24 protein-coding genes and 3 pseudogenes are annotated in these 26,620 nt (G+C 70.0%); 15 read left to right on the top strand and 12 right to left on the bottom strand.

The features are described 5' to 3' along the window. Positions 1-65: 65 nt before the first annotated feature. Positions 66-1,184 (bottom strand): ROK family transcriptional regulator, encoded by a 1,119-nt coding sequence (locus tag AB0M93_RS15110; protein WP_364273288.1) that lies wholly within the window; start codon positions 1,182-1,184, stop codon positions 66-68. Positions 1,185-1,269: 85 nt separating this feature from the next. Here AB0M93_RS15110 and AB0M93_RS15115 point away from each other — a divergent pair, with 85 nt between their 5' ends. Continuing rightward, a complete protein-coding gene (locus AB0M93_RS15115; protein WP_364273291.1) occupies positions 1,270-2,499 on the top strand; it encodes a YbiU family protein in 1,230 nt (409 codons plus the stop codon). 42 nt (positions 2,500-2,541) lie between these two features. Here AB0M93_RS15115 and AB0M93_RS15120 read toward each other — a convergent pair whose 3' ends face one another. The 3 genes from AB0M93_RS15120 to AB0M93_RS15130 are packed head-to-tail and all read right to left on the bottom strand — an operon-like array spanning position 2,542 to position 5,316. Then, positions 2,542-3,030, bottom strand: coding sequence for a glutathione peroxidase (locus tag AB0M93_RS15120; protein WP_364273293.1), 489 nt, complete (start codon positions 3,028-3,030; stop codon positions 2,542-2,544). 10 nt (positions 3,031-3,040) lie between these two features. Next, positions 3,041-4,546, bottom strand: coding sequence for a glycoside hydrolase family 57 protein (locus AB0M93_RS15125; protein WP_364273296.1), 1,506 nt, complete (start codon positions 4,544-4,546; stop codon positions 3,041-3,043). Further along, positions 4,543-5,316 (bottom strand): methyltransferase domain-containing protein, encoded by a 774-nt coding sequence (locus AB0M93_RS15130; RefSeq protein ID WP_364273299.1) that lies wholly within the window; start codon positions 5,314-5,316, stop codon positions 4,543-4,545. The genes AB0M93_RS15125 and AB0M93_RS15130 overlap by 4 nt, the downstream gene beginning before the upstream one ends. Positions 5,317-5,369: 53 nt before the next feature. Here AB0M93_RS15130 and AB0M93_RS15135 point away from each other — a divergent pair, with 53 nt between their 5' ends. Beyond that, positions 5,370-5,795 (top strand): hypothetical protein, encoded by a 426-nt coding sequence (locus AB0M93_RS15135; protein ID WP_364273302.1) that lies wholly within the window; start codon positions 5,370-5,372, stop codon positions 5,793-5,795. Here the strand turns inward: AB0M93_RS15135 and AB0M93_RS15140 are convergent. Then, positions 5,773-6,618, bottom strand: coding sequence for a DegV family protein (locus AB0M93_RS15140; protein WP_364273305.1), 846 nt, complete (start codon positions 6,616-6,618; stop codon positions 5,773-5,775). The genes AB0M93_RS15135 and AB0M93_RS15140 overlap by 23 nt on opposite strands. A gap of 243 nt (positions 6,619-6,861) precedes the next feature. On the opposite strand from AB0M93_RS15140, the gene AB0M93_RS15145 reads away from it, so the two are divergent. The 4 genes from AB0M93_RS15145 (at position 6,862) to AB0M93_RS15160 (ending at position 10,457) form a co-directional block, all read left to right on the top strand. Next, the gene (locus AB0M93_RS15145) at positions 6,862-7,647 is read left to right on the top strand and encodes an electron transfer flavoprotein subunit beta/FixA family protein (protein ID WP_364273307.1); all 786 of its coding nucleotides are present in this window, start codon (positions 6,862-6,864) and stop codon (positions 7,645-7,647) included. A 28-nt stretch (positions 7,648-7,675) separates the two neighbouring features. Continuing rightward, complete coding sequence (locus AB0M93_RS15150) at positions 7,676-8,635, top strand: electron transfer flavoprotein subunit alpha/FixB family protein (RefSeq protein WP_364273309.1); 960 nt, start codon at positions 7,676-7,678, stop codon at positions 8,633-8,635. Between the two features lie 158 nt (positions 8,636-8,793). Beyond that, positions 8,794-9,576, top strand: a complete 783-nt coding sequence (locus tag AB0M93_RS15155) for a GNAT family N-acyltransferase (RefSeq protein WP_364273311.1) — start codon at positions 8,794-8,796, stop codon at positions 9,574-9,576. Then, positions 9,573-10,457: a lysophospholipid acyltransferase family protein gene (locus AB0M93_RS15160; protein ID WP_364273313.1), complete on the top strand. Its 885-nt coding sequence runs from the start codon at positions 9,573-9,575 to the stop codon at positions 10,455-10,457. Before AB0M93_RS15155 ends, AB0M93_RS15160 begins: the two co-directional genes overlap by 4 nt. 105 nt (positions 10,458-10,562) lie before the next feature. On the opposite strand, the gene AB0M93_RS15165 is transcribed toward AB0M93_RS15160, so the two are convergent. Then, positions 10,563-11,465, bottom strand: coding sequence for an NADP-dependent oxidoreductase (locus AB0M93_RS15165; RefSeq protein WP_364273315.1), 903 nt, complete (start codon positions 11,463-11,465; stop codon positions 10,563-10,565). A gap of 154 nt (positions 11,466-11,619) precedes the next feature. Between AB0M93_RS15165 and AB0M93_RS15170 the strand changes: the two are divergent. After that, positions 11,620-12,753: pseudogene (locus AB0M93_RS15170) on the top strand (helix-turn-helix transcriptional regulator); the annotation flags it as partial. Here the strand turns inward: AB0M93_RS15170 and AB0M93_RS15175 are convergent. After that, a pseudogene (locus tag AB0M93_RS15175) lies at positions 12,748-13,627 on the bottom strand (IS5 family transposase). The pseudogenes AB0M93_RS15170 and AB0M93_RS15175 overlap by 6 nt on opposite strands. Positions 13,628-13,677: 50 nt before the next feature. On the opposite strand from AB0M93_RS15175, the pseudogene AB0M93_RS15180 reads away from it, so the two are divergent. From AB0M93_RS15180 to mnmA, 4 genes and pseudogenes are all read left to right on the top strand, one after another. After that, a pseudogene (locus AB0M93_RS15180) lies at positions 13,678-13,842 on the top strand (LuxR C-terminal-related transcriptional regulator); the annotation flags it as partial. 44 nt (positions 13,843-13,886) lie between these two features. Beyond that, positions 13,887-15,254, top strand: coding sequence for an MFS transporter (locus AB0M93_RS15185; protein ID WP_364273318.1), 1,368 nt, complete (start codon positions 13,887-13,889; stop codon positions 15,252-15,254). Between the two features lie 64 nt (positions 15,255-15,318). Continuing rightward, positions 15,319-16,515 carry a cysteine desulfurase family protein gene (locus AB0M93_RS15190; protein WP_364273321.1) on the top strand — a complete coding sequence of 399 codons (1,197 nt, stop codon included), beginning with the start codon at positions 15,319-15,321 and terminating at the stop codon, positions 16,513-16,515. 4 nt (positions 16,516-16,519) lie between these two features. Beyond that, on the top strand, positions 16,520-17,611 hold the full coding sequence (mnmA, locus tag AB0M93_RS15195) for a tRNA 2-thiouridine(34) synthase MnmA (protein ID WP_364273324.1): 1,092 nt from the start codon (positions 16,520-16,522) through the stop codon (positions 17,609-17,611). 7 nt (positions 17,612-17,618) lie between these two features. Here mnmA and AB0M93_RS15200 read toward each other — a convergent pair whose 3' ends face one another. The 5 genes from AB0M93_RS15200 to AB0M93_RS15220 all read right to left on the bottom strand — a co-directional run bounded on the left by AB0M93_RS15200 (position 17,619) and on the right by AB0M93_RS15220 (position 22,002). Beyond that, positions 17,619-18,893, bottom strand: a complete 1,275-nt coding sequence (locus AB0M93_RS15200) for a DUF222 domain-containing protein (protein ID WP_364273327.1) — start codon at positions 18,891-18,893, stop codon at positions 17,619-17,621. Between the two features lie 193 nt (positions 18,894-19,086). Then, on the bottom strand, positions 19,087-19,539 hold the full coding sequence (locus tag AB0M93_RS15205; RefSeq protein ID WP_364273330.1) for a GNAT family N-acetyltransferase: 453 nt from the start codon (positions 19,537-19,539) through the stop codon (positions 19,087-19,089). 10 nt (positions 19,540-19,549) lie between these two features. After that, a complete protein-coding gene (locus AB0M93_RS15210; protein WP_364273333.1) occupies positions 19,550-19,951 on the bottom strand; it encodes a GNAT family N-acetyltransferase in 402 nt (133 codons plus the stop codon). Positions 19,952-20,029: 78 nt separating this feature from the next. Then, complete coding sequence (locus AB0M93_RS15215) at positions 20,030-21,073, bottom strand: MBL fold metallo-hydrolase (protein WP_364273336.1); 1,044 nt, start codon at positions 21,071-21,073, stop codon at positions 20,030-20,032. A gap of 104 nt (positions 21,074-21,177) precedes the next feature. Then, positions 21,178-22,002: a phospholipid scramblase-related protein gene (locus AB0M93_RS15220; protein WP_364273339.1), complete on the bottom strand. Its 825-nt coding sequence runs from the start codon at positions 22,000-22,002 to the stop codon at positions 21,178-21,180. Positions 22,003-22,136: 134 nt separating this feature from the next. Between AB0M93_RS15220 and AB0M93_RS15225 the strand changes: the two genes are divergently transcribed. The 4 genes from AB0M93_RS15225 (at position 22,137) to AB0M93_RS15240 (ending at position 26,618) form a co-directional block, all read left to right on the top strand. After that, a complete protein-coding gene (locus tag AB0M93_RS15225; RefSeq protein WP_364273342.1) occupies positions 22,137-23,174 on the top strand; it encodes a methionine synthase in 1,038 nt (345 codons plus the stop codon). An 84-nt stretch (positions 23,175-23,258) separates the two neighbouring features. After that, on the top strand, positions 23,259-23,963 hold the full coding sequence (locus AB0M93_RS15230; RefSeq protein WP_364273345.1) for a hypothetical protein: 705 nt from the start codon (positions 23,259-23,261) through the stop codon (positions 23,961-23,963). An 11-nt stretch (positions 23,964-23,974) separates the two neighbouring features. Then, entirely contained in the window at positions 23,975-26,131 is a 2,157-nt protein-coding gene (gene ligA, locus AB0M93_RS15235; RefSeq protein ID WP_364273347.1) for an NAD-dependent DNA ligase LigA, read from the top strand. Next, positions 26,124-26,618 (top strand): GNAT family N-acetyltransferase, encoded by a 495-nt coding sequence (locus tag AB0M93_RS15240; RefSeq protein ID WP_364273350.1) that lies wholly within the window; start codon positions 26,124-26,126, stop codon positions 26,616-26,618. The genes ligA and AB0M93_RS15240 overlap by 8 nt, the downstream gene beginning before the upstream one ends. Positions 26,619-26,620 lie beyond the last annotated feature (2 nt).

A 26,620-nucleotide genomic window follows, 5' to 3' on the forward strand; every position in this document is an offset into this window, starting at 1 on the left:
GGTCAGCTTTCGGCGACGCGTCCTCCGTCGTTTTCGGCGACTGTCGCCGACAGGCCGGCGCGTGGTCAGCTTTCGGCGACCGCCCTGACCAGGCCGTCGCGGCCGTGGTCGAGGGCCGACAACAGCGCGCCGCGCAGAGCTGCCGAGTCCGTCACCTCGCTGGCCGCCACCCGCACCGGCCCGGGCGCCGCCGCCTCAACTGTCTGCCGGATTTCGGCCACGAGTTCCGGCCGGCTGCCCGCCGGCCCGCCCAGCACGATCAGGTCCGGGTCGACGATCGTGCAGATCGCGGCCACCGCCTGCCCGAGCGTGGAGCCCAGGACTTTCAGCCGTCCGACGGCCACGATGTCGCCGCCCACGGCGGCGTCGAGCGTGGCCAGCATCGCGTCGACGTCGAGCGAAGGCGCGCCGGCGCGGCCGAAACCCTGCCTGGCCAGCGCGCGGGCGAGCGTCGTCCCCGAACTGTCGAGGTAGCCGATCTCGCCGGCGAGCCCGTGCGCGCCCCGGACCAGGTGGTCGCCGAAGTAGAGGCTGACGCCGAGCCCCGCGCCGACGTAGACGTACGCGAAGCTCTTCGCCTCCCGCGCAGCGCCTTCCCGCCGTTCGGCGAGCGCCGAAAAATTGACGTCGTTGTCGAGCAGGACGTCCGGCCCGATCTCCCCGGCCCGCAGCGTGCCCTCTGGGAACGGTGACCCCGGCAGAGCGATGACCTCGTGCGAGACGGGGTCGACGGGATTGGCGACGGAGAGCGCGGTCGCCCGCACCGGCCCCGGCCCGGCAGTACTCGCGGCGGTGACGGCTGCCCGGACCGCGGCGGTCATCGGCCGTTCGCCGGGCGCGTGCCGCGTGGTGGCCAGGACGGCTCCGGTCAGGTCGGTCGTCACGGTGCGGATGCCCTGCTGGTTGACCTCGGCGGCGACAACGCGGCCGGCGTCGGCGGCCAGCTCGTAGAAGGTGGCGATCCGGCCGCGGCGGCCGGTCTGGTCGGTGCCGGTCGCCCGCAGCGCGCCCGCCGTCTCGAGCCGCCGGACGGACTCGGAGATCGTCGGCTTCGAAATCCCGGTGGTCGTGGCCAGCTCGGCGCGGGTCGTCCGGCTTTCGGCGAAGACCCGGTCGAGGACCGCGCGGTCGGTCATGGCCCGCAGCATCGCCAGGCGCGGAAGCGGCCGGTCGGGGTCGGACATCGCACCTCTTGTGCCAGGGAACGGACAGGAGTTACCGTAGCCGGGACATTCTAGTAAGGAGTCCTAACCAAAACGGAGGACGCCGATGACCACCACCGAACTGCCCGCGAACATGTCCGAGGCCGTCTCCCGGACCAAGCAGGAGCTGCGCGCCCGGATCGGCGACGTCGCCGGCGTGTTCGCCGGAATCCGCGACCGGATGCGGCGAGAGGTCGACGCCGTCGCCGCCGACCCGGACGCCTTCCCCGTCGTCCGTTACCGCGACATCGCCGAAGGCGCGGTCCTGCAACGCACGTCCGACGCCATCCGGCGCCGTGGTTGCGCCGTCGTCAAAGGCACCTTCGCGCGCGAAACCGCCGAAGCGTGGGACACCGAACTCGCCGCGTACCTCGCGGACAACGACTTTGCCGGCACCTACCAGGGCCCGGTCGACGACGTCTTCGCCGGCCTCGCGTCGGGCCAGCCGCAGATCTACCCCGTCTACTGGTCGAAGCCGCAGATCCAGGCTCGCCAGCACGAACACATGGTCGCCGTCCGCCGATTCCTCAACTCCTTCTGGCGGCACGAATCCGAGGGCCGCGTCTGGTTCGACCCCGACCGCGACACGGCGTACCCGGACCGCATCCGCCGCCGCGCCCCCGGTTCGGCGTCGCTCGGCCTCTCCGCCCACACCGACTCCGGCTCGGTCGAACGCTGGCTGCTGCCGGCTTACCAGCAGGTCTTCCGCCACGTCTTCACCGGCGACTGGCAGGCGTACGACCCGTGGGACGGCGCCTATCGCACGGAAGTCGACGAATACCCGTCGACGGTGATGTGCTCGGCCTTCCGGACCTTCCAGGGCTGGACGGCGTTGTCGGAAATGCGCCAGGGCGACGGCGTGCTGCACGTGGTGCCGATCCCGTCGGCGATCGCGTACGTCCTGCTTCGCGCGCTCCAGGACGACATCCCCGACGACGACCTCTGCGGCGCGGCCAACGGCCAGGCGTTGCCGGTGAACGACAAGTACCACGACGACCTGCTGCCGGCCCTGACCTCGATCCCCGACGTCGAGCCGGGTGACACGGTGTGGTGGCACGGCGACGTCATCCACGCGGTCGCCGACGGCACCAACCCGGACCGCTGGGGCAACGTCATGTACATCCCGGCCAGCCCGCACTGCCCGAAGAACGCCGCGTACGCCGCGAAGTGCGGTCGCGCGTTCCTGGCCGGCAAGAGCCCGGGCGACTTCGCGCCCGAAGACTACGAAGTGAACTGGGCCGGCCGCGCCACCCTCGACGACCTCAACGCCGTCGGGCGCGAGCAGCTCGGCCTGTGACGGCGCAGCGCCGGGCGAAGAGCCCGGCGCAGCACCGCTGCCTCACGCCGGGAGCGCGGCCTCGATGGCCTTGACGACCGCCTCGTCCTCGGGCTCGGTCCGCGGCCGGAACCGCGCGAGGACTTCGCCGTCGGCGCTGACCAGGAACTTCTCGAAGTTCCACTGGACGTCGCCCGCCGCGCCGTCGGCGTCGGCCGTCTTGGTCAGTTCCGAGTACAACGGGTGCCGGCCCTCGCCGTTGACGTCGATCTTCTCGAACAGCGGGAAGGTCACGCCGTAGGTCGTCGAGCAGAACGTCTGGATCTCCTCCGCGCTGCCCGGCTCCTGACCGGCGAACTGGTTGCACGGAAAACCGACCACGGAAAAGCCCTGGCCGCCGAAGCGCTCCTGGAGCCGCTCGAGGCCGGAGTACTGCGGAGTCAGGCCGCATTTCGACGCGACGTTGACCACGAGCAGCGCCTTGCCGGCGAGCGAGCCCAGCGAGCTGTCCTGCCCGTCGAGCGTCTTGACCGGAATTTCGTGGATCCCCATGAAGGTCCCTTCAGTCGTGCTTCAGCGCCCGGGCGTCGAGGTGCCCGAACGGTCCGTCGTCGGCGCGGTAGGCGGCGGCGAGTTCCCCGGCCCGCGCGCGGTCGCCGCGTCGCAGCAAATCGGCCAGAGCGTCGAAGCGCTCGGTGTGGACGGCCGCGCGACGACGGGCGTAGTCCGCGGCCGAATCCTTCGTGACCATGAACGCCCAGTCGCTTTCCAGCGCCAGCATCGCCTCGGCCACGGCCTGGTCGGCGACGGTGTCCCGCGCCGTCCGGTCCAGCCCCCGGACCAGGTCGAGCAGCCGGTCCTGCAACGCCGCGTTGGCGGCGACCATGTCCTTGACCTGCTCGCCGTCCCAGACGCGCCAGTCCTTGCCCGATCCCCACGACGACGACGGCAGGTCGATCGGCTCGCCGACGTGCCCGGCTTCCAGGGCGCCCTTCAGCGTCGTCACGCGAACGCCGGCCTCGGGCAGTGCCCGCAACACGCCCTCGAGCCACGCCGGTCCCTCGTGCCACCAGTGCCCGAACAGTTCCGTGTCGTACGCGGCGACCACGAGCGCCTCACGACCGTGCTGCCGCTTCAGCGAACGCAGCCGCGTCACGACCGTGTCGACGAAGTCCTTGACGTGCGTCCCCAGCACGTCCGCCGCGAGCGCCGGGTCGTACGGCGCCTTGTCCTGCGGCTCGACGGTCTTGCCGGTCACGCGAGCCGCCTTGAGCCCGACCTCGTGCTGCCAGGTGTGGAAGTCGCGGTAGGCGGCGTGGCCGGGATACCCGGCCTTCGGCGACCAGACGCGGTAGGTGACTTCGAGGTCTCGTCCGAAAGCGACCACGTCGCTGTCGCCGATCGGGCGCGCCGCCCAGGTCTCGCCGCGCAGCGACGGCCCGTCGACCATGAACCGCCGCACGCCCGCGGCCGCGTAGTCCTTTTCCATACCGGGGGCGTAGCCGCACTCCGGCGCCCAGATCCCCTCGGGCCGCGTCCCGAGCCGCAGCGCCGTGTCGGCGAGGCCGGCGTTCAGCGAGAACGCCCGCACCCGCGGGTCGAGCAGCGGCTGGAACGGGTGCGCCAGCGGCCCGCCGAGCAGCTCGATCGTCGAGTTGTCGACCAGTGACCGAAGGATCGGCGAGAAGCCGTGCCGCCAGCGCGTGCCGAGTTCTCCGGCCGCGCGGACCGCGGTCCGGTGTTCGGCCGCGGCGAGCTCGCGCAGCAACGGGTCGCCGCGCCACAGCGTCGACGCATGCTGGGCGCGCAGCTGCCAGTGGCCGAGCCAGTCGTGGAACGCGCGGATGCTGTACGGATCGTCGAGCTGCGCGGCGAGCACCGGCGTCACGCCGAGCGTCAGGACGTCTTGGCGGCCTTCGTCGGCGAAGCGTTCCAGCAGCTCGACCATCGGCAGGTAGGAGTGCGCCCACGCCTGGTAGAGCCATTCCTCGCCGACCGGCCAGGTGCCGTGGTGCGGCAGCCACGGCAGGTGGCTGTGCACGACGAGACAAAAAGTGCCTTCGCTCACCGGCGCACCGCCACGGCGATCAGGTCGAGGCTCGCGTCGAGGTCGTCGCCGTGGATGTCGAACCCGGTGGCCTCGATCGCGGCGACGTCGGCGAGCAGTGCCTCCGGCCACACCGCCTGTCCCGGCAGCTTGCCCATGACCACGTCGAGCTGGGCGTCGATGATCGAACCGCCGTACCGCGCGTCGAGCGCGCGCACGGCCTCGCCGTGGTGCAGCCCGTGCAGCGATTCGACGGTGAACCCGGCGTCGGTGAGCAACCCGGCCAGCTCGGACGGCGCCAGCTCGCGGGTGTGGAACGGGTTCAGCGGCGTGTCACTGTCCGGGGTGAACGTCAGCCGGTTAGGAGTGGTAACCAAAAGCCTGCCACCCGGCTTCAGCACCCGGCGGCACTCGGCGAGAAACCCGGATTGATCCCACAGGTGCTCGATGACCTGGAAGTTCGCCACGACGTCGACGACGGCGTCCCGCACCGGCAGGTACGCCAGGTTCGCCCGCGCGACGGCGACCTCCGGGTAGCGGCGGGCGACGTGCTCGGTGGTCGGCACGTCGTAGTCGAGGGCGAGCACCCGGCGGGCCGTGGTGGCGATGAGCCCGGCACCGTAGCCCTCGCCGCAGCCGGCTTCGAGCACCGTCGCGTCCGCGCAGTAGGGGAGCAGGGCGGCGTACGCGGCTTCGTGGCGGCGGAACCAGTAGTTCTCCACGGCGATGCCGGGGACAGTTCGCTCGCCGGTCAGGTGCAGCGCCTCGGCCCGGGTGGCTGGGGTGGTCACCTCCGCGACCCTAGCGGGTGTCACGTCCGGCACCGCCGTCTCGTTCCGCCGTCATGCAACGAACCATCACCCGCGTACTGCTCGCTTTCTTCGGCCTGGTCGAAGCTGTGGCCGGAACTTGGCCGCTGGTCTCGCCCACCGGCTTCTACCAGGACTTTCCCGGCTTTCGCACCGGCTGGGTCGCCATGGACGGGCCCTTCAACGAGCACCTCCTGCGCGACTTCGGCGGCCTCAACCTGACGCTCGCCGCCCTGCTGCTCGGCGCCGCCGTGATCGGCACCACAACCGTGGCGCGGCTCGCCGGAGTGGCCGGGCTGCTGTTCGGCCTGCCGCACTTCCTCTACCACCTCGGCCACGTGTCGCACTTCGCGCAGATCGACCAGGTGCTGATCATCGCGACGACAGGCTCGGGCGTCGTGGTTCCGCTCGTGGTGCTGGCGATCCCGGGGCGGCGCGTCAGCCGACCGGCGACACCGTGATGCCGAGCGCGCCCGGGCCGAGGTGCGCGCCGATGACCGTGCTCGCCTCGACGACCATGCTCTCGGCCATCGCGGGCACCCGGCGTTCGATCTGCCTGCCGATCTCGAGTTCGTGATCACTGGCGCCGAACCGGGTCACGGCGATGTCGGCGCGGAACCCGCCGGACTTCTTCACCGCGAGGTCGACCATCTTCGCCAGCGCACGCCGCGTGCCGGGCACCCGCGCCAGCGGCGCGACCTCGCCGTCCTTGACCGTGAGCAGCGGCTTGATCGAGAACGCGTTCCCGAGCATGGCCTGCGCGGCGCCGATCCGCCCGCCGCGGCGGAGGTACTCCAGCGTGTCGACGTAGATGAACTCGGTGCTGGTGAGGCAGCGGCGTTCGGCGGCTTCGATGACACGGGTGGCGTCCGCGCCCGCCGCGGCCGTCCGGGCCGCAGACACCGCCGCGAAGCCCAGGCTCATCCCGGTGGTCCGGCTGTCGAGGACGTGCACCGGGATGCGGACCTGCTGGGCGGCCTCCCGCGCCGCGCGGACGGTGTCGGACATGCGGCCGGAGATGTGGATGCTGACGATGGCGGTCGCGCCCGCCGCGGCCGCTTCCTGGTAGGTCCAGAAGAACGCCCCCGGATCCGGGGGCGCGGTGGTGATCGTCTGCCCGGCTCTCATCGCGTCGATCACCTCGCCGCGGTCGTAGCGGTTTTCGTCGTCGAGGTGACCACCCAGGTCCAGCTGGATCTGGACGACCCCGATCGCCCACCGGGAGGCGACGATGTCGGGCAGGCAGGAACTCGAGTCGGTGATGACGGCGATGCGCGCGGGCATGGTGCCGGAGATTAATGCCTCACACCCACCGGGAGTAGGCCGTGGTTGGTCCGATCGGACGAACGGCCTTTCGGGTGGGGTAACCGGTAGACTACTGGGACGATCGTCCCGGTAAATTGCGCATCCAGGTGAATGGCGTCACCTCGACGGGTCCTGCGCGCCGATTGGCCCTAATCTACCGGCCAGTAGAGCACTGTCCCGTGGTCGACCGCGGGCCACGAACCGGGAGGTCGAAGCAGACCCATGACCAACATCGTCGTCCTGGTCAAGCAGGTACCGGACACCTACTCGGAGCGGAAGCTCAACGGGTCCGACCACACCCTTGACCGCGAATCCGCCGACGCCGTGCTCGACGAGATCAACGAGAAGGCCGTCGAAGAAGCGCTGAAGATCAAGGAAGCCGGCGAGGGCGAGGTCACCGTGATCTCGGTGGGCCCGGACCGCGCGACCGACGCCATCCGCAAGGCGCTGTCCATGGGCGCCGACAAGGCCATCCACGTCTCCGACGCGGCGCTGCACGGCTCGGACGCGATCGCCACCGCGAAGGTCCTCGCCGCCGCCATCGGCAAGGTCGAGGGCTTCGACCTGGTCATCGCCGGCAACGAGTCCTCCGACGGCCGCGGCGGCGCCATCCCGGCGATCCTCGCCGAGCTGCTGGGCCTGCCGCAGGTCACCTACGTGCGTGAGCTTACCGTCGACGGTTCGACGATCAAGGCCACCCGCGAGACCGAGGACGGCCTGACCCACCTCGAGGCGAGCCTGCCCGCGATCGTGAGCGTCGGCGAGAAGATCAACGAGCCGCGCTACCCGTCGTTCAAGGGCATCATGGCCGCGAAGAAGAAGCCGGTCGAGACGTTCACCATCGCCGACCTGGGCGTCGACGCGGGCGAGGTCGGTCTCGCCAACGCGTGGTCCACCGTGACCGAATCCGCGCCGAAGCCGCCGCGCACCGCCGGCGAGAAGGTCGAAGACGAGGGCGACGGCGGCACCAAGGTCGCCGAGTACCTGGTCGGCCAGAAGCTCATCTGACAACGGCTCTTCGAGGAGGAACAAGAACATGGCTGAAGTACTCGTCCTCGTCGACCACGTCGACGGTGAGGTCAAGAAGGTCACGCTCGAGCTGCTGACCGCCGCCCGCGCGCTCGGTGAGCCGTCGGCCGTCGTCGTCGGCCCGACCGGGACCGCCGCCAAGGCGAAGCAGGCGCTGGCGTCGCACGGCGCCGCCAAGGTGTATGTCGCGGAAGGCGACGACGCCGCGAACTACCTGGTCACGCCCAAGGTGGACGTGCTCGCCGCGCTCGCGCAGCAGGCGTCCCCGGCGGCCGTGCTCGTCACCGCCAGCGGTGAGGGCAAGGAGGTCGCCGCCCGCCTGGCCGTGCGCCTGGGCTCCGGCCTGATCTACGACGCCGTGGGCGTCAACGGCGACGGCGTCATCGACCAGTCCATCTTCGGTGGCGCGTTCTCGGTCAAGTCCAAGTCCGCGAAGGGCGCGCCGGTCGTCTCCATCCGCCCGGGTGCGGTCGAGGCCGAGCCGGCCGAGGGCGCGGCGGCCGAGGAGAGCGTCGAGATCCCCGCCGTCGACGCGGCGAAGGCGACCAAGATCACCGGCGTCGAGCCGGTGACCGGCGGTGACCGGCCCGAGCTGACCGAGGCCTCGATCGTGGTCTCCGGCGGCCGCGGCGTCGGCTCGGCGGAGAAGTTCGACGTCGTCGAGAAGCTGGCCGACGCGCTCGGCGCGGCTGTCGGCGCTTCGCGTGCCGCCGTCGACTCCGGCTACTACCCGGCGCAGTTCCAGGTGGGCCAGACCGGCAAGACCGTGTCGCCGCAGCTGTACATCGCGCTCGGCATCTCCGGCGCGATCCAGCACCGCGCCGGCATGCAGACGTCGAAGACGATCATCGCCGTCAACAAGGACGCCGAGGCGCCGATCTTCGAGATCGCCGACTTCGGCATCGTCGGCGACCTGTTCAACGTGGCGCCGCAGCTGACCGAGGCGGTCGAGAAGCGCAAGGGCTGAGCCCCTCGTCCGAAGGGCCTTCCGGGAGCTCCCGGAAGGCCCTTCGCGCGTTTCCGGGACCTGAGAAGAGCCTGAGAACCCGCCATTAACTGAACGTGCACTAATCGGTCATCGGATCGCACTCTCCGCGGCTTCCTCCGCGCAGGTACACCTTGACCATGACGACGTCACAGCTCCTCGTCAGCACCGATAAGGCGGGTGCCCAGCTCCCCGCCGACGCCCCCCGGTACTCGCTTCTCGTCGCGCACGCGAACGACGAAGTGGTCGCCGCACAGAAACTGCGGCACCGGGTTTTCGCCGAGGAAATGGGTGCGCGCCTCCACTCCCCGCGGCCCGGTCTCGACGTCGACGAGTTCGACGAGTTCTGCGACCACCTCGTGGTCCGCGACGACAACACGGGCGACATCGTCGGCTGCTACCGGATGCTGCCGCCGGAGCGTGCCGTCCAGGCCGGGAAGCTGTACGCCGACAGCGAATTCGACCTGAGCGCACTCGACGCCCTGCGGCCGTCGCTGGTCGAAACCGGCCGGTCGTGCGTGCACCCGGACCACCGCAGCGGCGCCGTGGTCAGCCTGGTCTGGGCCGGGATCGCCCGCTACATGCTGCTGTCCGGCCACCGCTACCTCGCCGGCTGCGCCTCGGTCCCGCTGTCCGGCGACGGCTCCTTCGCCGCCGGCGTGTGGGACATCCTGCGCACCAAGCACTACTCCGACGAGGCCGCCCGCGTCACGCCGTTGATCCCCTGGGACGCCTCGGGCATCGAGCGCCCGGCGCGGCCCACTTTGCCGCCACTGATCAAGGGCTACGTCCGGCTCGGCGCCAAGGCCTACGGACCGCCCGCGCTCGACGCCGACTTCGGTGTCGCGGACTTCTTCGTCGTGCTGGACCTGCAGAACGTCGACGAGCGGTACCTGAAGTTCTTCCTCGGGGTCCAGTCATGAGCCACGCCTGGATGCCGACGTCGCCGTGCGGCGACGGCTGTCTCACCGCCGACGACCCGGTGGTCGGCCTCCCGCGCCGGGTCCTGCGTTTCGCGGCGGCGATCGCGGTGGTCCTCACGGCGTTGCTGTCCGCGCCCCTGCTGCTGGTCGCCCCTGGCCGCGAGCGTCTGCTTCGGCTGATCTTCCTCGGCGTGCTCCGGGCGTTCGGCGTCCGGCTGGACATCCGGGGCGGCGCGGACTTCCTGACCGCGCCGGCCGGCCGTGGCGCACTGGTGGTCAACAACCACATCTCGTGGCTGGACATCGTCGCGATCAACGCGCTGCGCCCGATGCGCGCGCTGGCCAAGAAGGAGATCGCGAGCTGGCCGGTGCTCGGCGGCCTGGTCCGCCGCGGCGGCAGCATCTTCCTCGACCGCGAGCGGCTGACGACCCTGCCGGCCACCATGGCGTCACTGGCCGACGCGCTCCGGACGGGCTCGCTGGTGAGCGTGACGCCGGAGGGCACGACGTGGTGCGGCCTGGCCTCAGGCCACTTCACGACGGCGACGTTCCAGGCGGCCATCGACGGCGGCGTCCCGGTCCGCCCGATCGCGCTGCGCTACCGCCTCGCCGACGGCCGCGAGACCAGCCGCCCGGCGTTCATCGGCCCGGAGTCGCTGATCGCGTCGCTGCGCCGGGTCGCGGCCCTGCGCGGCCTGGTGCTCGAGGTCCACATCTGCCCGGAGATCGCCCCGGGCCGCGCGGAGACCCGCCGCGAACTGGCCGCCCTCGCCGAGGCGGCGGTCCATTCCGCGCTGGGCACGGTGCAGATCCCGGCGCAGCGGAAACGCCGCACGCCGAGCCGCCCGCCGGCACCGTTGGCTTCGCCTCCCGCGAAGTGATCCGGGTCCTGCCGCCGCGATCCGGCGGCAGGCCCGGATTGGGAGGCGTGCGTTCTTGCCGTGCACGGGCCCGCACCGAGATCCGGTGCCGGGCCCGTTCCCGGTTCAGCCGATGGACAGCGTGAGCTTGCCGCCCGGGTGCCCGCCTTCGCTCTCGACCTGCGCGGCGGCCGCCTCGGCCAGCGGGTAGCTCTTGCCCTGCGCGATCCGGACGCCGCGGTCGGTCACCCAGCCGGCGATCCCGGTCAGCACCTCGCGCGACTGCTCGCCACCGCTCGAGAACGGGATGCCCAGCTCGAACGCCGCGCTGTCGGCGATGGTGATGATCCGGTCCTTCGTCCCCCGCAGCTCGACCGAACCGGGCAGCACGCCGTGCCCGGCGGCGTCGAACACGGCGTCCACCGGCCCGGACGCGGCCTCCCGGACCCGCTCCAGCCAGCCGTCGCCGTAGCGCACCGGGACGACGCCGAGCGACTTCAGGTCGTCGAGGTTCCGGCTGCCGGCGGTGCCGATGACGGTCACCCCCTGCGCCACGGCCACCTGTGCGGCGAACCGGCCCACCGTGCCGCTGGCGCCGTGGATCAGCAGTGTTTCGCCTTCGCGGACCTCGAGCAGCGCGAGGACGCGAAGCGCCGTCTCGCCGGCGACCGGCAGGGCCGCCGCGTCCGCCCACGAGATGCTCGCCGGCTTCGGCGCGAGGGCCTTCGCCAGCGCGTACTCGGCGTAGGCGCCGGTCTCGGACCAGCCGAACACCTCGTCACCGACGGCGAAGTCCGCACCTTCGCCAACGGCGTCGACGACACCGGCCACCTCGACGCCGGGGGTGTGCGGGAAGGCGACCTGGAAGTTCTGCTGCATGGCGCCGGTGCGGATCTTCCAGTCGATCGGGTTGATCCCGGCGGCCCGGACGGCCAGCCGCACCTGCCCCGGGCCGGGCTCCGGCACCGGCACCTCGGACAGCTGCAGGACGTCCGGCCCGCCGTAAGCGGAGAAGGTGATCGCTCGCATGGTGGTTTTCGCTCCTTGGTTCGTGACCTTCGGTTCGAATGTCCTCCCCGGGAAGTCAACTCGCCCGGCGGAAGCGGCGAACCGCCCGGACGAGCAGAGTTCACTAGCCGGACGAGCAGGTCCCCCGATCGTGGACGCGCCTACCTTGGACGGCATGGACGCTTCCTGGTCGGATCCGCGACACGTGCTCGACGTCGTCGAGCGGCTGCTGTCGGCGCCACGGCCCCAGCTGCTCAGCCGGTTCTCCGCCGAGCTGGGCAAGCTGGTTCCGCACCGCGCGGTCGCGATGCAGACGGGCGACTGTCCCCGCAGCCCGCTCAAGGTCCTCGGCGACGAAGCCCTCACCCGGGCCGTGACGACCGTCGAGCTGCAGCGCCTGACCGACCGTAGCGAACCAGGCAAGGCCCTGGTGGTCGACGGCGTGCTCGGCGGCGTCGAACGCCGTCTCGTCCTGCTCGCGGCGACACCGGCCGTCGGCCAGGGCGCGGTCCTCGCGGTGGTGCCGGAGGCCGCGGAGCCGCCGTCCGAGGAGCTGGAGTTGGCAGCTCGGCTGTGGCACATCGTCAGCACCGACGCGGGCCAGCGCGCGGCCGACCCGGGCCCGGACGTCCTGGCCGGCAGCCTCGCGGCAGCGTCCGCGCGCGCCCAGGCGATCACCGACCTCGGCCAGACGCACGCGGCAACCCTGGTCACGATCCTGGCGGTGCTCCGCTCGGGCCGGCTTTCCGACGTCGTCGCCCGCCGCACCGCGGTCGAGCTGGCTGCCGCCGCGCTGCTCGAGCTCAAGGGTGTCGTAGACCGCGACGAAGTCCTGTCCGCGGAGCAGGTGGACGCGGCGTTCGAGGTCCTCAAGACCCAGCTGGCCGACCTGGCGCGGCACACGGAAGTCGACGTCGACCTGCCCGCACCGGTCGGCGACGCGTCCCTCCCGCAGGACATCGCCCACACGGCACGGACGCTGACCCGCGGCCTCGTGCTCGGCGCCTTGGACCGCCCGGCGACCACGCGCCTGCGGGCGTCCTGGCGCGTGGACGGCTCGTTGCTGCGGATCACGGTCCGCGACGACGGCCCGGAAGTGGCGGACGCGGTCCCGCCCCGCCGGCTGACCGAGCGCCTCACCGCCCTCGGCGGCCACTGGGAGGTCGACGCCGTGCCGGGCTGGGGCACGACGGTCACTGCGGTCCTCCCGCTCGGCGTGCCCGAACCGCCGGAGCTGCGCCCGCTCGACCGGCTCAACCCGCGCGAACTGGAGGTGTTGTCGGGTATTTCGCAAGGCCTGTCCTCAAAGCCAGAGGAGCAGGGTGGCCAGGTCGATCATGCTCCGGTAGGAGGTGGCGGTCTTGTCGAAGCGGGTGGCGATGGCGCGGAATTGCTTGAGGCGGTTGAAGCAGCGTTCGACGACGTTGCGGCGTTTGTAGGCGGTGCGGTCGAAGGCCGGTGGGCGGCCACCGGCCTGGCCGCGGCGTAGCCGGTTGGCTTGCTGGTCCCGGCGTTCGGGAATCGTCGCCGGGATGTGCCGTCGTCGCAGGTAGGAGCGGATCGCGCGGCTGGAATAGCCCTTGTCCGCCAGCACCCGACTCGGGCGGGTCGCTGGTCGCCCCGGTCCAGGGCGGCGGAACTCGACGCCGGCCATGACCGTGGTGAACTGGGTGCAGTCGTTGACGTTGCCGCCGGTCAGCATGACCGATAGCGGTCGTCCGTGGCCGTCGCAGGCGAGGTGGATCTTGGTGGTGAGTCCGCCGCGGGACCGGCCGATGGCATGATCACCTGGCTCGCTCTGCCCGCCGCAGGATCCGCTCACCCCCTGTGTGAGACACCGGTGCGCGGCGGGCGCCGGCGGCGTGCTGATGCGCCCGCACGATGCTGGAATCGACCGACACTTCACGGTCGAGTTCGTCGATCGCCTCGGCCAGCACCTGCACCTTCGCCACCAGGACGGACAGGGTGCCGGTGCGTGACCAGCGCCAGAACCGGTTGTAGACGGTCTTCCACGGCCCATACCGCTCCGGCAGGTCCCGCCACGTGACACCGGTTTTGGCCTTGAACAACATCCCGTTGATCACCCGCCGGTCATCCACCCGCGGACGCCCCTTCGCACCTGAAACAGGCAGCAACGGCTGGATGACCTGCCACTGCTCATCGGTCAGCTCATGCCTACGCACCACGACCGAAGATCAAAGCAGATCACCCACCGCTTTGAGGACAGGCCCTAGGCCTGCGGAACCGGCAGATCGCCGAGCAGTTGCAGCTGAGCGAGCACACGGTCAAGTTCCACGTCCGCAACATCCTCGACAAGCTGAACGTGAGCTCCCGCGGCGAAGCGGCCGCACTGGCCCGCGACCTCCCGCTGGAACCGGTGGCGCACCGGTCCGCCTGAACCGCCTTGACCTCCACCGGGCTGGAGGTTGCACGCTGCTGATCATGGCCTCGACGATCGACTCCGCTCCCCGTCGCCGAAGCGTGCTCTGGAGCCCGGAACACCGGCTGACCACGATCGTGCTGCTGCTCGTGGTCACCTTGGTCGCGTTCGAGAACATGGGCGTGGCGACGGCGATGCCGACCTTGGTCGCCGACCTCGACGGGCTGTCCCTCTATTCGTGGCCGTTCACGATCTTCCTGATCGCCAGCGTGGTGGCAACGGTGCTGTCGGGCCGCATCGGCGACCGCCGCGGCCCGGCACCGGCCCTGCTCGCGGGGCCCTTGCTGTTCGCCGCCGGCCTCGTGGTCGCGGGGACGGCAACCGGAATGCCGGTGTTCCTCCTCGGCCGCGCACTGCAGGGCTTCGGCTCGGGCCTGCTCCTGGTTTCGGTCTCACTCCTGATAGCCCTGACGTTCACCGACCACGAACGCCCGGTGATCTACGCCGCGAACGCGGCGGCCTGGGTCCTGCCGGCGGTCATCGGCCCCTCGGTGGCCGGAGTCGTGACGGTCAGCGTCGGTTGGCGCTGGGTGTTCCTCGGTCTGGTCCCGCTGGTCGCCATCGGGGTCGTCATGCTGGCGGTGGTCGTCCGGCGCTTGCCGGCGCACGCACCAGCAACAGGCGGACGACGGGCAAGCGTGCCCCAGGCGATCATCGCCGCACTCGGCGTCGCGGCGTTGACGTGGGCCGTCCAGCACCAGTCGTTCGTCGCGCTGGGCTACGGCACGGTCGGCCTCATCGCGCTGGCCTACGCGCTCCGGACACTGCTGCCGGTCGGGACGCTGACCTCTCGCCCCGGTCTACCGACGGTCGTCGCCTCCCGCGCCCTGATCGCCGGCGCGTATGCGGGAATGGAGGCGTACTTGCCCCTGACGATGAGCGCGATCCACGGCTACAGCCCAGCCCTCGCCGGGCTGCCCCTGACGATCACGGCGCTGGGCTGGTCCGCGGCATCAGCAGCCCAGGGCCGCTATCTCACCTGGTCGAGGGAGGCATCACTGCGCACAGGGTTCTGGCTGGTCGCGGCCGGCCTCGTCGGCTTCGGCCTGGTTTCGCAGCCGTGGTGCCCCGAGTGGTCGGCGTTCGCGGCGTGCGCGGTCGGCGGCGCCGGCATGGGGATCGCAATGCCCGCCATCTCTGTCCTCCTGCTCCGCTACTCACCCGAAGGTGAGCGGGGATTCAACACGTCGGCGATGCAGCTGGCGGACTGGGTCGGCTCGGCGCTGCTCATCGGCCTGGGCGGCGTCCTGCTCGGCGTGGTCGGCTCGGTGCTCAACCCGTCGCCTGCGATGGCCCTGCTCACAGTGGCCTTGGTGGTGCTCGCGCTGGTGGGCGTCCGCTTGACCGGGCGGTGGCCGTCAAAGGTGTGACAGGCCACTTCGAGAGCCAGGGTGGGCTTCGTCACGCGCTGGAGCGGACTACCCTGAAGGAGCGATGACCTATCTCGACCACGCGGCAACCACTCCGATGTTGCCCGAAGCCATAGCGGCGATGACCGAGGCGCTGTCCACCGTGGGCAACGCCTCGGCGCTGCACTCGTCGGGCCGCCGGGCCCGGCGCATGGTCGAGGAAGCCCGCGAGACCATCGCGGAAGCCCTGGGCGCTCGCCCTTCCGAGGTAATCTTCACGGGCGGCGGCACCGAGAGCGACAACCTGGCGATCAAGGGCATGTACTGGGCTCGCCACGACGAGCATGAGCAGCGCCGTCGCATCCTGTGCGGCGCAGCGGAGCACCACGCGGTGCTCGACACCGTCGAATGGCTCGAAGCCCGCAGCGACGCTGAGGTCGTTCTGCTGGACGTGGACAGCCAAGGGCGGGTCTTGCCAGACGTCCTCCGCGCAGCCATCGCCGAGGACCCGGAAACGGTGGCGCTGGCCACCGTGATGTGGGCGAACAACGAGGTCGGCACGGTCAACCCGATCGCCGAGCTCGCGGCGGTCTGCGCCGAATTTGGAGTCCCCTTCCACACCGACGCCGTCCAGGCCGTCGGTGCCGTCCCGGTCGACTTCGCGGCCAGTGGCGCTGCTGCGCTCACCCTGACCGGCCACAAGCTCGGTGGTCCTTTCGGAGTGGGAGCCCTTCTCCTTGGCCGCGACGTACCGTGTGTGCCCCTGCTGCACGGCGGCGGCCAGGAACGCAATGTCCGCTCCGGCACCCTGGACGTCCCGGCGATTGCGGGATTCGCGGCTGCTGTCCGAACCAGCGTCGCGACTCGAGCCGAATACGCGAAGCGCGTCGAGGAACTCCGAGATGGGCTCGTAGAAGCCGTTCAGCGCGAGGTCCCGGACGCCCTCCTCAACGGTGGAGATGGCGCGAGGCTGCCCAGCCACGCCCACTTCACATTCCCGGGGTGCGCCGGCGACAGTCTTCTCATGCTGCTGGACGCCAAGGGCATCGAATGTTCGACGGGCTCGGCATGCACGGCAGGCGTCGCCCAGCCCAGCCACGTACTGCTCGCCATGGGAGCCGATCCGGCAGCCGCTCGCGGTTCGCTTCGTTTCTCTCTTGGCCACACAACCACTGCCGCGGACGTCGAGGCGGTCGCCGCGGAGATCGGTGGCGTCGTCATGCGCGCCCGGCAAGCCGGCCTCGCCGGAATGCGCAAGCAGACTCAGAAGCAAGAGGTGTAAGGCAATGCGGGTTTTGGCCGCGATGAGCGGAGGAGTGGATTCGGCGGTCGCCGCGGCGCGCGCGGTCGACGCCGGGCACGATGTCGTCGGTGTGCACCTGGCGCTGTCTGCCAAACCAGGAACGCTGCGGACCGGCTCACGCGGTTGCTGCACGATCGAAGATTCCCACGACGCCCGGCGGGCCGCGGACATCCTCGGAATTCCTTTCTACATCTGGGATTTTGCCGAACGCTTCACCGAAGAGGTCGTCGAGACCTTCGTCGGCGAATACGCTGCCGGGCGTACCCCAAATCCGTGTGTCACCTGCAACGAGAAAATCAAGTTCGAGGCGCTTCTCGAAAAGGCGATGGCACTCGGGTTCGACGCGGTCGCAACCGGCCACTACGCGCGCCTCTCCGTGGAAGACGGTGTGCCCGAGTTGCGCCGTAGTGCAGACAGTGGCAAGGACCAGTCGTACGTTCTCGCCTCGCTGACCGCGGAACAGCTCAGCCACGCCATGTTCCCCCTCGGCGATTCTTGGAAGACGGACGTGCGGGCGGAAGCCGAGCGACGGGGTTTGTCCGTTGCCAACAAGCCGGACAGTCACGACATTTGCTTCATCCCGGACGGCGACACCAAGAAATTCCTGGAGAACCGGCTGGGGCAGCGGCCCGGCGAGCTCGTGGACGCCGAGACGGGTGCGGTTCTCGGCCAGCACACCGGCGTGCACGGCTTCACGATCGGCCAGCGCAAGGGCCTCGGGATCGACGCTCCGGCGCCCGATGGCCGCCCTCGGTATGTCCTTTCGCTCGAACCGGTGTCCGGGTCCGTCAAGGTCGGCTCCGTGGCGGGGCTCGGTGTCAAGGTGATCGAAGCCGACCGGGCGATCTGGCCCAGCGGCCGGCCACTGACCGAACCTACCGAGTGCGTGATCCAGGTGCGGGCTCACGGAGGCATCGTGGACGCGGTTGCCGACGTGGATGCCGACACCATGACAGTGCACTTGCGCGAGCCGCTGCGGGGAGTTGCTCCCGGCCAGGTCGTCGTTCTCTACCGTCCCGATCCCGACGGCGGAGACATCGTCCTCGGCAGCGCGAAGATCTCCGGTACCCGCTGAGTAGCGGTCACGTTCCTGGCCTCTTCCAAAATCGGTGCACCCGTCGGCGGGTCGGGTGCACCGACGGCGGCGTGGTCGAATGGACCTGTCCAGCGGGAGTTGCGACGTTGACCGTGCCGTCCGAGGTGACTTCGTAGTTCCAGCCGGGCTGTCCCTTGAGCCTGCGGTGACGTGCGCAGTAGGTGATCGGCTGGTCGGCAGTTCCTTCGGCTTCGCCCTTTGTGCGAGTCGCTTCGATACCGCAGTTCTGCGCGGGGCGAGTGCATCCGGGCTGACGGCATTCCTGGTCGCGGACCCGGATGAACTCGTCTTGCTGGATCCGGTAGCGGGTCGGGGAGAGTTCGGTCGCCTGACCCGTTCGCGGGTCGGTGAGAACGCGGCGGAGCGTCGTGTCCGCCCCACTGATGATGTGGCGCGCCACCGCGGCCGCGATAGGCCCGCCGCCGGCCAACGTCGCCGGAGACTGGCCGAGTCCGAGATAAGTGGCCAGGTCGATGTGCAGGAAGACCTCGGTGCGCGCGCCGGGGCCGCCGGTGCCGCTGAGGAGCAGGTCGATAGCGACATCCGCGCGGAGCTGATCCAGCGTTCGCGGCTCGTCCGCGGTTTTCAACGCTCGGGCGGCCTGGTCGACGCGGGCGTAGGCAGCAGTTGCCTTCTCGGTCGGTGCGTTGCTGACCGATACATTGGTCACGCCGGTGTCCTGGTGGTGCATGGTGAACCGCCGCTCGACGAGCTTTCGCTCGGTCCGGAGCGCAGCTCCCTCGGGATCGACCTTCGCTGCTGCGTAGGCCGCGGCTCTGCGGACCTGCGTCGCGTTTCGCCCAGGAACCCGGTCCTCCAACGTCGCATCGACGACGCGTACGTGATCTCCCGACAGCCATGATGTCGCGTCGGTGACCTTCATGGCGCGATAGAGGTCGAGCCGGCCGTCATCCATCAGGTTGAGCATGCGGGGGAGACGGGCGATCAGCGCGTTGGCCGCGGAAACGATGGCGCTGGCGCGGTGTTCCGTTATGGACAACGCCAACGCTACTTCCGAAGATGCGCTTGGCGCCCGTCTCCGGCGCACGCTCAGGTCCGCGATCGCTCTCAGCTGAAGTGCTTGCAGCTTCGAGATTTCCGCGTCGGTATCGCGGATGAGGTCTACGACCTGGTCGTCTTCCATGTCTTGCAACGAGTTCGGGTTGGTGCGGAACGACTGCAGACTCGACGGTAGTTCGTCGTCGATGCCCTGACCGGTCGACGTGGGAACGAGCTGGTGGAGTGGCTGTGAAGATGTCATGTATCCGACCGTACGACGGCACGCGACGAAAGTCATCGAAAGGGCGCGAACGGTCCATTCGCGCCCTTTGCTTGACTAATCGCGGTTCCTTCGGGATCGTCGCGCGTATGAGAACGTCCGCGCTGATCACCCGAAAGGGGTACGTATCCAAAATGGACAGTCGAGGATTTGCCGCCTGTTGTGGCGCCGCTGCTCAGAACTTGAGCTTGAATCCCGTGTGACTGGGGGTGAATCCGAGGCGCTCGTAGAACCGGTGTGCGTCCGTTCTGGAAACGTCTGACGTGAGTTGCACCAGTGCGCATCCGCGCCGCCGTGACTCGTCGATCGCCCAGCGCACGAGGTCGGCTCCCAGTCCGGAGCCCCGATGATCGGCATGAATCCGGACGGCTTCGATCTGACCCCGCAGCGCGCCACGCCTGGCCAGGCCGGGGATGATCGTCAGCTGCAAGGTGCCGACCGGCTCGTCGCCAGACACGACGACCACCAGGAGCTGGTTCGGGTCGGCGTCGATCTCGTCGAAGGCGCTCAGATACGGCTTCAGGTCGCGAGGATCGTCCCGGGTGGCGCCGAGCTGGTCGTCCGCCAGCATGCGCACGATCGCGCCGACGTCGTCACGCTGGGCCCTGCGGATGGTGTAGTCGGTCACGGCGCCAGTATCACAGGACGCGGGTGAATCCTTGGTAGCTGTACTCGAATCCAAAGCGGGCGTAGAAGTCTCGCAAGTCGCCGCGGTTGAGGCCGGAATCGAGATGGATGCGTGTGCACCCGCGTCGCCGCGCTTCGTCGATGCCCCAGGTCAGCAGTGCGCTCGTCACCCCACGTCGAGCGGCGCGGATACCCTCGAGCAGGCCGCGAGGCGCGCCTTCCCAAGCGAGACCTCGCAGCACCGTCAGCTGTGCGGTGCCGGCGACGCCGTTGTCGTCCTCCGCCACGACCAACGTGACGTGCGGGTCGTTCATGAGTTCCCGAAGCGCGGTTGCCAGCGGTTTGCCTGGTGCGCCGAACAGGCGCACGAGCGCCTCGATGTCCGTGGCCCGGGCGCGTCTGATGACATCCATTTCACCCAGTATGCAGCAGGGCAGCCGACGGACATAACTGCTACGAGGCGGCTACTCGTAGTGCTGGCGGCAGGAACGTCAGGGCAGCGTGTAGCGTCGGACACCATCGACGACCTGAGCGTGCAGTTTGCCCTGTGACACCAGGAGGTCGAGGTGGGCCGCAGTTTCCAGCACCGCGAGTGTTTGATTGAACGAGTCCATTTCGGACAGTTTGCGGTTGCGGCGGGTCCAGCCGATCCGGTGCGCCGCTTCGTACGCGCTGGTCGCGCCGGCCGCGATTTGGGCACCGATTGTCTCGAGGCGCTTACGGTGGTGTTCGAGCAACTCGTCGACCCGCGTGTGCACGCTTTCGGACACTGGGCCGTGCGCGGGAAGCATGCGGCGGTCCGGCATTGCACGCACCAGGCGGAGGGAGCCGATGAAGTCGTTGAGCGGCAACTCGGCCGGTACGGGCTGGAACCCGATCGAGGGCGTGATGTGCGGCAGTACGTGGTCGCCGGAGAACAACAGGCCGGCGGTGTCGTCGACGAAGACGACGTGCCCGGACGTGTGCCCCGGAGTGGCGACGACGTCGAACTCGCGCCCGGGCAGGATCGGGCGCGGGCCCGGTGTCAGCCATTCGTCAGGCGCTTCCCAGAGGTCGGCTTCGGTGTGCCGACGATCCGTGCCGAATTCCCGGGCCAGCGCTTCCACGACTTCGCCCGCTCCGGCCTGGTACAAGAGGTCGACCTGGGCCTCCATCGGCAGCCGCTCGGGATTGCCCGATGCCTTGAGGGATGGCTCTTCGTCCTGGCCGAGGGCGATCTTCGAGCCGAAATCACGACGGAGGACAACGGCCTGCGAGTAGTGGTCCCGATGTACGTGGGTGACGAGGAACTCGCTGACGTCGGCGAGTTCGGCGCCGATCCCGCCGAGGGCGGCCGCAAGCTGTTGGCGAGCTACGTCCAGCGCCCAGCCCGAGTCGACCAGGACCAGCTTCTTGCCGTCGGTGACCGCGTAGACGTTGACCGCGCGCAGCGCGTCGTTCGGCAGGGGCAACGGGATCCGATAGACGCCGTCCGAAACCTCGTAGATTCCGGGCTCGGTCCAGTTTCGGTCGGTGCTTTCCGGCAACGGTTCCACGGTGACCTCCGTCCCGGCGAGACTGCGGTGTCCCGGCCTTTCTTCACCCTGAGCTGTGCTGGGCCCGCTGTCCACCTGGTGGCGCTGAGACGCCGGTCACTCGATCAGTCGGTGTCCTGCTTCAGAGCGGTGTCGATCGTTAGGGCCGCGGCGATCACCATGCTCGCAAGCGGGTCTGCCAGCGGGTTCGGGATCTCCACGACGTAGTTGTCGGCCGTGGTGAAGGCGGCTTTGAGGAAGCCGCCCCAGGTCTTGGTCACCCGGGCGACCTCGGTGCCGGCGTGGTCGCGGATCGAGAAGTTCCAGGCGCGCCAGTTCTCGGCGAAGATCCCGCCGACCGATCGGCCGTCGACGACGAAGCCGAACCGGATCTTCCCGAACACGTTCTCCTGGACGATCTCGCCGATCGGGGTCTCGTCGGCCCTGGTGACGAGGAACCGCGACTTGAACACCTTCGCCGGCCGGGTCACCTTCAGCACGGTGCTGTGGTTGGCGTCGCGGACCTCGAACTTGTGCGTCAGGAACTGGTCGTAGTTGGTCAGGAGCCGGATCGCCTTCTTGAGCGTGCTCTGACCCACCTCGACGACCCCGCCGAGCCGGTTGCCGTTCTGGTCGAAGACGCCGAACTCGTTGGCCATCTCGATCAGCTTCGCGCGCTGGTTGACCACCAGGACCGGCTCGGTGAACAGGGTGCCGCCCCCGCTGTGGGCACCGCCCCGGCCGCGTGTCGCCCGATGGACCTGGTTCTGGATCCGGGCCGGGTCGTGGGCGCGTTCGATGTCCAGCTCGATCGGCTCGGAATCGCTCGGCGGCGGGGGCTGGTAGGCGGGCCGGGTGTCGGCGGTCCACGCCCGGCCGTCCCACCAGCGATGCAGACGGGGGTCCCGCGCGTCGGGGTACCAGCCCGGCTGCGGTGGCGAACTCGTCATGGCCGGTCAGCCTATCGCTGCGGACCCGCTCGTGGTGCCACCCAACGGTTATGTGGTGAATGTCCGCATCTCGGTGCCCCGCTACACCGGCCCGGTCGGCGCCGACGGCCGGTGGTCGACGAGAATCCGTGGTCGTGAGCGAGCGAATCTGGCCCGTCGGGGCCGCAACGGCGATCGGCTCGATGCCGGGCAACGACCCCGCCGAAGCGGCGGCGGTCGTGTTCGGCGAGCTGCCCGACTTCCCGCACCTGCCCGAGCTGCCGGCCCGCGGGGTCGGGGCCGACATGCTCGGCCGGACCGCCGCGCTGCTCGTCGACCTGGCCGTCGATGTCGTGCCGAGCGGCTACCGCGTCGCCTCCCGGCCCGGGCACGAGCACCGCCGGGCGGTCGACCTGCTCCGCTGGGACCTCGACGCCGTGCAGGAGGCGCGGGAAAAGGCCGGGGTCACCCCGCCCGTCTTCAAGGTCCAGGTGGCCGGGCCGTGGACGCTCGGCGCCGGGCTCGAACTTCCCCGAGGTCACCGGGTGCTCACCGACCACGGCGCCTTGCGGGACTTCACGTCGTCGCTGTTGGACGGCCTCACGGAACACGTCGCGGAAGTGCAGGCCAGGACCGGTGCGCCGGTCGTCGTCCAGTTCGACGAGCCGTCGTTGCCCACGGTGCTGGCCGGTGGTCTGTCGACGCCGTCCGGCTACGGGAACGTCCCGGCCGTGCCGGCGCCCGAAGCCCGCCAGCTGCTTGCCACTGTGATCGACGGCGCTCGGCGCATCACCGGCCAGCCGGTGATCCTGCACTGCTGTGCCGCGCAACCGCCTCTGGGGCTGCTGCGGGAAGCCGGCGCGGACGCGCTGGCCTTCGACCTGGCCGCGCTCGATGGCGCCTCCGCTGCGTTCCTCGACGAGATCGGCGAAGTGTGGGACGGCGGCGCCACGCTGTTCTTGGGCGCGGTTCCGACAACGGCTCCGGGGGCTCCGCCGAGCCTCAAGGACGTCGGTGAGCCGGCCTTCCGGCTGGCCGACCGGCTCGGTTTCAACCGCAGCGTCCTCGCCGAACGGGCCGTGCCGACACCTGCTTGTGGCCTCGCCGGTGCGACGCCGGAGTGGATGCGCCGGGCCCTCGCGTTGACGCGGGATCTCGGCAAAGCCTTCGTCGAGCCGCCCGAAGGCTGGTGACGGAATCCGGCAACTCGCCGACGTCCGTTCCGGACGGCAAGTAGCGTGTCGGGGAAGCCGACCGAACGAGGATCACCCGTAACCATGCGCCTGTTCCGCCGCAAGAACGCCGCCGCTGATCCGCCCGACCCGCGTACCGCGTGGCCCGAGCAGCCCGTGCCGGAGGACCCGGCGGCGGCCGCGGAGGCGTTCTGGCACGGCTGGTTCGAACTGCTGCCGATGGTCAGCGCGGCGCTGGGCGAGGGCGAACCGCACCGGGTCGAACATGAGCTGTGTCAGCTGGTCGAGGCGCTCCACCCGCGGCTGCACTTCTCGCTCGAACGTGGCCGCCAGGCGATCTACGCCCTGGTGGTGACCGGTCAGGAGGATCCGGCGGTCCGGCCGTTCACCGACGCGTGGCGCGCTGCCGCGCCGCCAGACGATGCGATCTGGGAGTACCACGACTCGGTTCCGCCCGTGCCCGATCCGACCGAGGTCACGGTGAACCTGGGGGAGCGCCGGATCGCGCTGGCCGATGTCCGGGTTGTCGCGCAGGTGGACGACGCCGAGCAAGTGGTCGACGTCGCCGTCTTCCACCCCGGCTTCGGGGACCTCGACGACGCGACCCGGCAGACCATGACCTTCCTGCCGCTCGATGCGACATTGGGTGAACGGCTGGCCGCCGAACGGTTACGCCGCGTCGAGACCGCGGCCGTCGAGCCGGCCGGGGCGATCACCCTTCTGGAGTTCCGTGAACTGGTCCGCGGGCTGGGCGGCGACCACGACGAAAATGTCGGTACCGCCGACTAGGGTTACCACCCGTGAGCAGCACCGACCTTCCCCAGGACCAGACCGCCGAGGACGTGACCGACGTCCCGGCCGACGTGCGCGAGCGGCACGGCGCCCTCGCCGAGGAACTGCGCAACCACCAGTTCCGCTACTACGTCCTGGACTCGCCGATCATCTCCGACGGGCAGTTCGACGAGCTGCTGGGCGAACTGCAGCAGCTCGAGGACGAGTACCCCGGGCTGGTCACGCCCGATTCGCCGACCCAGCGGGTCGGGGGCACGTTCTCGACCGAGTTCACCGCGTACGACCACCTCGAGCGCATGCTGAGCCTGGACAACGTGTTCGACACCGAGGAGTTCCTGGCCTGGGTGGAGCGCGTCGAGAAGGAGGTCGGGCGGACCGAGTTCCTGGCCGAGCTGAAGATCGACGGCCTGGCGATCAACCTCCTGTACGAAAACGGTCACCTCACCCGGGCGCTCACCCGCGGAGACGGCCGGACCGGCGAAGACGTCACGCTCAACGTCCGCACGCTCGACCAGGTCCCGGAGACGCTGACGGCAACTGACCAGTTCCCGGTGCCCGCCCTGGTCGAGGTGCGCGGCGAGGTCTACTTCCGCGTCGAGGACTTCCTCGAGCTGAACGCGAAGATGGTCGAAGCGGGGAAACCGCCGTACGCGAACCCGCGCAACACCGCGGCCGGCTCGCTGCGGCAGAAGGACCCGAAGATCACGCGCGAGCGGCGGCTGCGGCTGATTTGCCATGGTTTGGGCAAGCGCGACGGCTTCGAGCCCCAGCGTCAGTCGGAGGCGTATGACGCCCTGGCGGCGTGGGGCCTGCCCGTGTCGCCGCACAGCAAAGTCCTGACGTCGGCCGACGAACTCACCGCGCACATCACCTACTGGGGTGAACACCGGCACGACGCCGAGCACGAGATCGACGGCGTGGTCATCAAGGTCGACAGGGTGGCGTTGCAGCGCCGGCTCGGCACGACGTCGCGCGCGCCCCGGTGGGCGATCGCGTACAAGTACCCGCCAGAAGAGGCCATCACGACGTTGCTGGACATCCAGGTCAACGTCGGGCGGACCGGGCGGGTGACGCCGTTCGCCGTCACCGAGCCGGTCAAGGTCGCGGGGTCGACCGTCGCGCGGGCCACGCTGCACAACCAGGAAGAGGTCAAGCGCAAGGGCGTGCTGATCGGCGACCGGATCGTCATCCGGAAGGCCGGTGACGTCATCCCCGAGGTCCTCGGGCCGGTCGTGGACGCCCGGACCGGCGACGAGCGCGAGTTCGTCATGCCCACCCACTGCCCGGCCTGCGGTACCGAACTCGCCTACCAGAAGGAAGGCGACAAGGACATCCGCTGCCCGAACAGCCGCTTCTGTCCCGCGCAGCTGCGGGAGCGACTGTTCAGCCTGGCCGGGCGCGGTGCCTTCGACATCGAGGTCCTCGGCTACGAGGCGGCGGCCGCGCTGCTCGACGCGCGGGTGATCGCCGACGAAGGCGATGTCTTCGACCTCGACGAGGACAGCCTCGCCGAGGTCGAGCTGTTCCGCACCAAGGCCGGCGAATTGTCGGCGAACGCGCGGAAGCTGCTCGCCAACCTGGAAGTGGCGAAGGACCGGCCGTTGTGGAAGGTGCTGGTCGCTTTGTCGATCCGGCACGTCGGGCCGACCGCGGCGCAGGCGCTGGCGCGCGAGTTCGGCTCGATCGAGCGCATCGAGCAGGCGACCGAGGAAGAGCTCGCGGACGTCGACGGCGTCGGGCCGACCATCGCCCGCGCGACGCAGGAGTGGTTCGAAGTCGGCTGGCACCGGGAGATCGTCGAAAAGTGGCGACGCGCCGGGGTGCGGATGGAGGAGGAGCGCGACGACTCGATCCCGCGCAACCTCGAAGGTCTGTCGATCGTGGTGACGGGCTCGCTCGACGGGTTCTCGCGCGACGAGGCGAAGGAAGTCATCATGGCCCGGGGCGGGAAGGCTGCCGGGTCGGTCTCGAAGAAGACCGCCTTCGTCGTCGTCGGGGATTCGCCTGGTTCGAAGTACGACAAGGCGGTGCAGCTCAAGGTGCCGGTGCTCGACGAAGCCGGTTTCCGCGTCCTGCTGGAGCAGGGGCCCGAGGCGGCGCAGGAGGTGGCGCTGCCGGCCGGCGACGAGACTGCCGAAGAAGACTCAGGGGAGACGGATGGGTGATGTCGAGATCCGGCCGCCGCGGCCCGACGAGTACGCCGCGGCGGGCGAGGTCACAGTGCAGGCGTACGAAGCCGACGGTCACCTCGCCGACGACGTCGGCTACGACGCGAAGCTGCGTGATGTCGCGCGACGGGTCGAGGAGGCCGAGGTCCTCGTGGCCGTGGACCGGGCGGGCGACGTGGTCGGCACGGTGACGATCGTGCAGCCGGGGTCCGAATACGCCGAGATCTCGCGTCCGGGCGAGCTGGAGTTCCGGATGCTGGCGGTGGCGCCCTCGGCGCGTGGGCGCGGGATCGGCGACGCGCTGGTCGGGGCCGTGTTCGACCGCGCTCGCGCGCTCGGGCTCCGCAAGGTGGTGCTCAGCAGTCTCGACCGGATGCACAGCGCGCACCGGCTCTACGAGCGGCTCGGGTTCGCGCGCCTGGCCGAGCGGGACTGGCGGCCGTTCCCGCACGTCACGCTGATCGCCTACCAAATCGACGTCTGATC

The organism is Amycolatopsis sp. NPDC051102 (assembly GCF_040682815.1).
Lineage (GTDB): Bacteria > Actinomycetota > Actinomycetes > Mycobacteriales > Pseudonocardiaceae > Amycolatopsis.

Bases quoted from the DNA above. Each gene is read 5' to 3' on its own strand.
- AB0M93_RS15110 (WP_364273288.1), bottom strand. From the start codon at position 1,184: ATGTCCGACCCCGACCGGCCGCTTCCGCGCCTGGCGATGCTGCGGGCC.
- AB0M93_RS15115 (WP_364273291.1), top strand. From the start codon at position 1,270: ATGACCACCACCGAACTGCCCGCGAACATGTCCGAGGCCGTCTCCCGG.
- AB0M93_RS15120 (WP_364273293.1), bottom strand. From the start codon at position 3,030: ATGGGGATCCACGAAATTCCGGTCAAGACGCTCGACGGGCAGGACAGC.
- AB0M93_RS15135 (WP_364273302.1), top strand. From the start codon at position 5,370: ATGCAACGAACCATCACCCGCGTACTGCTCGCTTTCTTCGGCCTGGTC.
- AB0M93_RS15140 (WP_364273305.1), bottom strand. From the start codon at position 6,618: ATGCCCGCGCGCATCGCCGTCATCACCGACTCGAGTTCCTGCCTGCCC.
- AB0M93_RS15145 (WP_364273307.1), top strand. From the start codon at position 6,862: ATGACCAACATCGTCGTCCTGGTCAAGCAGGTACCGGACACCTACTCG.
- AB0M93_RS15150 (WP_364273309.1), top strand. From the start codon at position 7,676: ATGGCTGAAGTACTCGTCCTCGTCGACCACGTCGACGGTGAGGTCAAG.
- AB0M93_RS15155 (WP_364273311.1), top strand. From the start codon at position 8,794: ATGACGACGTCACAGCTCCTCGTCAGCACCGATAAGGCGGGTGCCCAG.
- AB0M93_RS15160 (WP_364273313.1), top strand. From the start codon at position 9,573: ATGAGCCACGCCTGGATGCCGACGTCGCCGTGCGGCGACGGCTGTCTC.
- AB0M93_RS15165 (WP_364273315.1), bottom strand. From the start codon at position 11,465: ATGCGAGCGATCACCTTCTCCGCTTACGGCGGGCCGGACGTCCTGCAG.
- AB0M93_RS15185 (WP_364273318.1), top strand. From the start codon at position 13,887: ATGGCCTCGACGATCGACTCCGCTCCCCGTCGCCGAAGCGTGCTCTGG.
- AB0M93_RS15190 (WP_364273321.1), top strand. From the start codon at position 15,319: ATGACCTATCTCGACCACGCGGCAACCACTCCGATGTTGCCCGAAGCC.
- mnmA (WP_364273324.1), top strand. From the start codon at position 16,520: ATGCGGGTTTTGGCCGCGATGAGCGGAGGAGTGGATTCGGCGGTCGCC.
- AB0M93_RS15200 (WP_364273327.1), bottom strand. From the start codon at position 18,893: ATGACATCTTCACAGCCACTCCACCAGCTCGTTCCCACGTCGACCGGT.
- AB0M93_RS15210 (WP_364273333.1), bottom strand. From the start codon at position 19,951: ATGGATGTCATCAGACGCGCCCGGGCCACGGACATCGAGGCGCTCGTG.
- AB0M93_RS15220 (WP_364273339.1), bottom strand. From the start codon at position 22,002: ATGACGAGTTCGCCACCGCAGCCGGGCTGGTACCCCGACGCGCGGGAC.
- AB0M93_RS15230 (WP_364273345.1), top strand. From the start codon at position 23,259: ATGCGCCTGTTCCGCCGCAAGAACGCCGCCGCTGATCCGCCCGACCCG.
- AB0M93_RS15240 (WP_364273350.1), top strand. From the start codon at position 26,124: ATGGGTGATGTCGAGATCCGGCCGCCGCGGCCCGACGAGTACGCCGCG.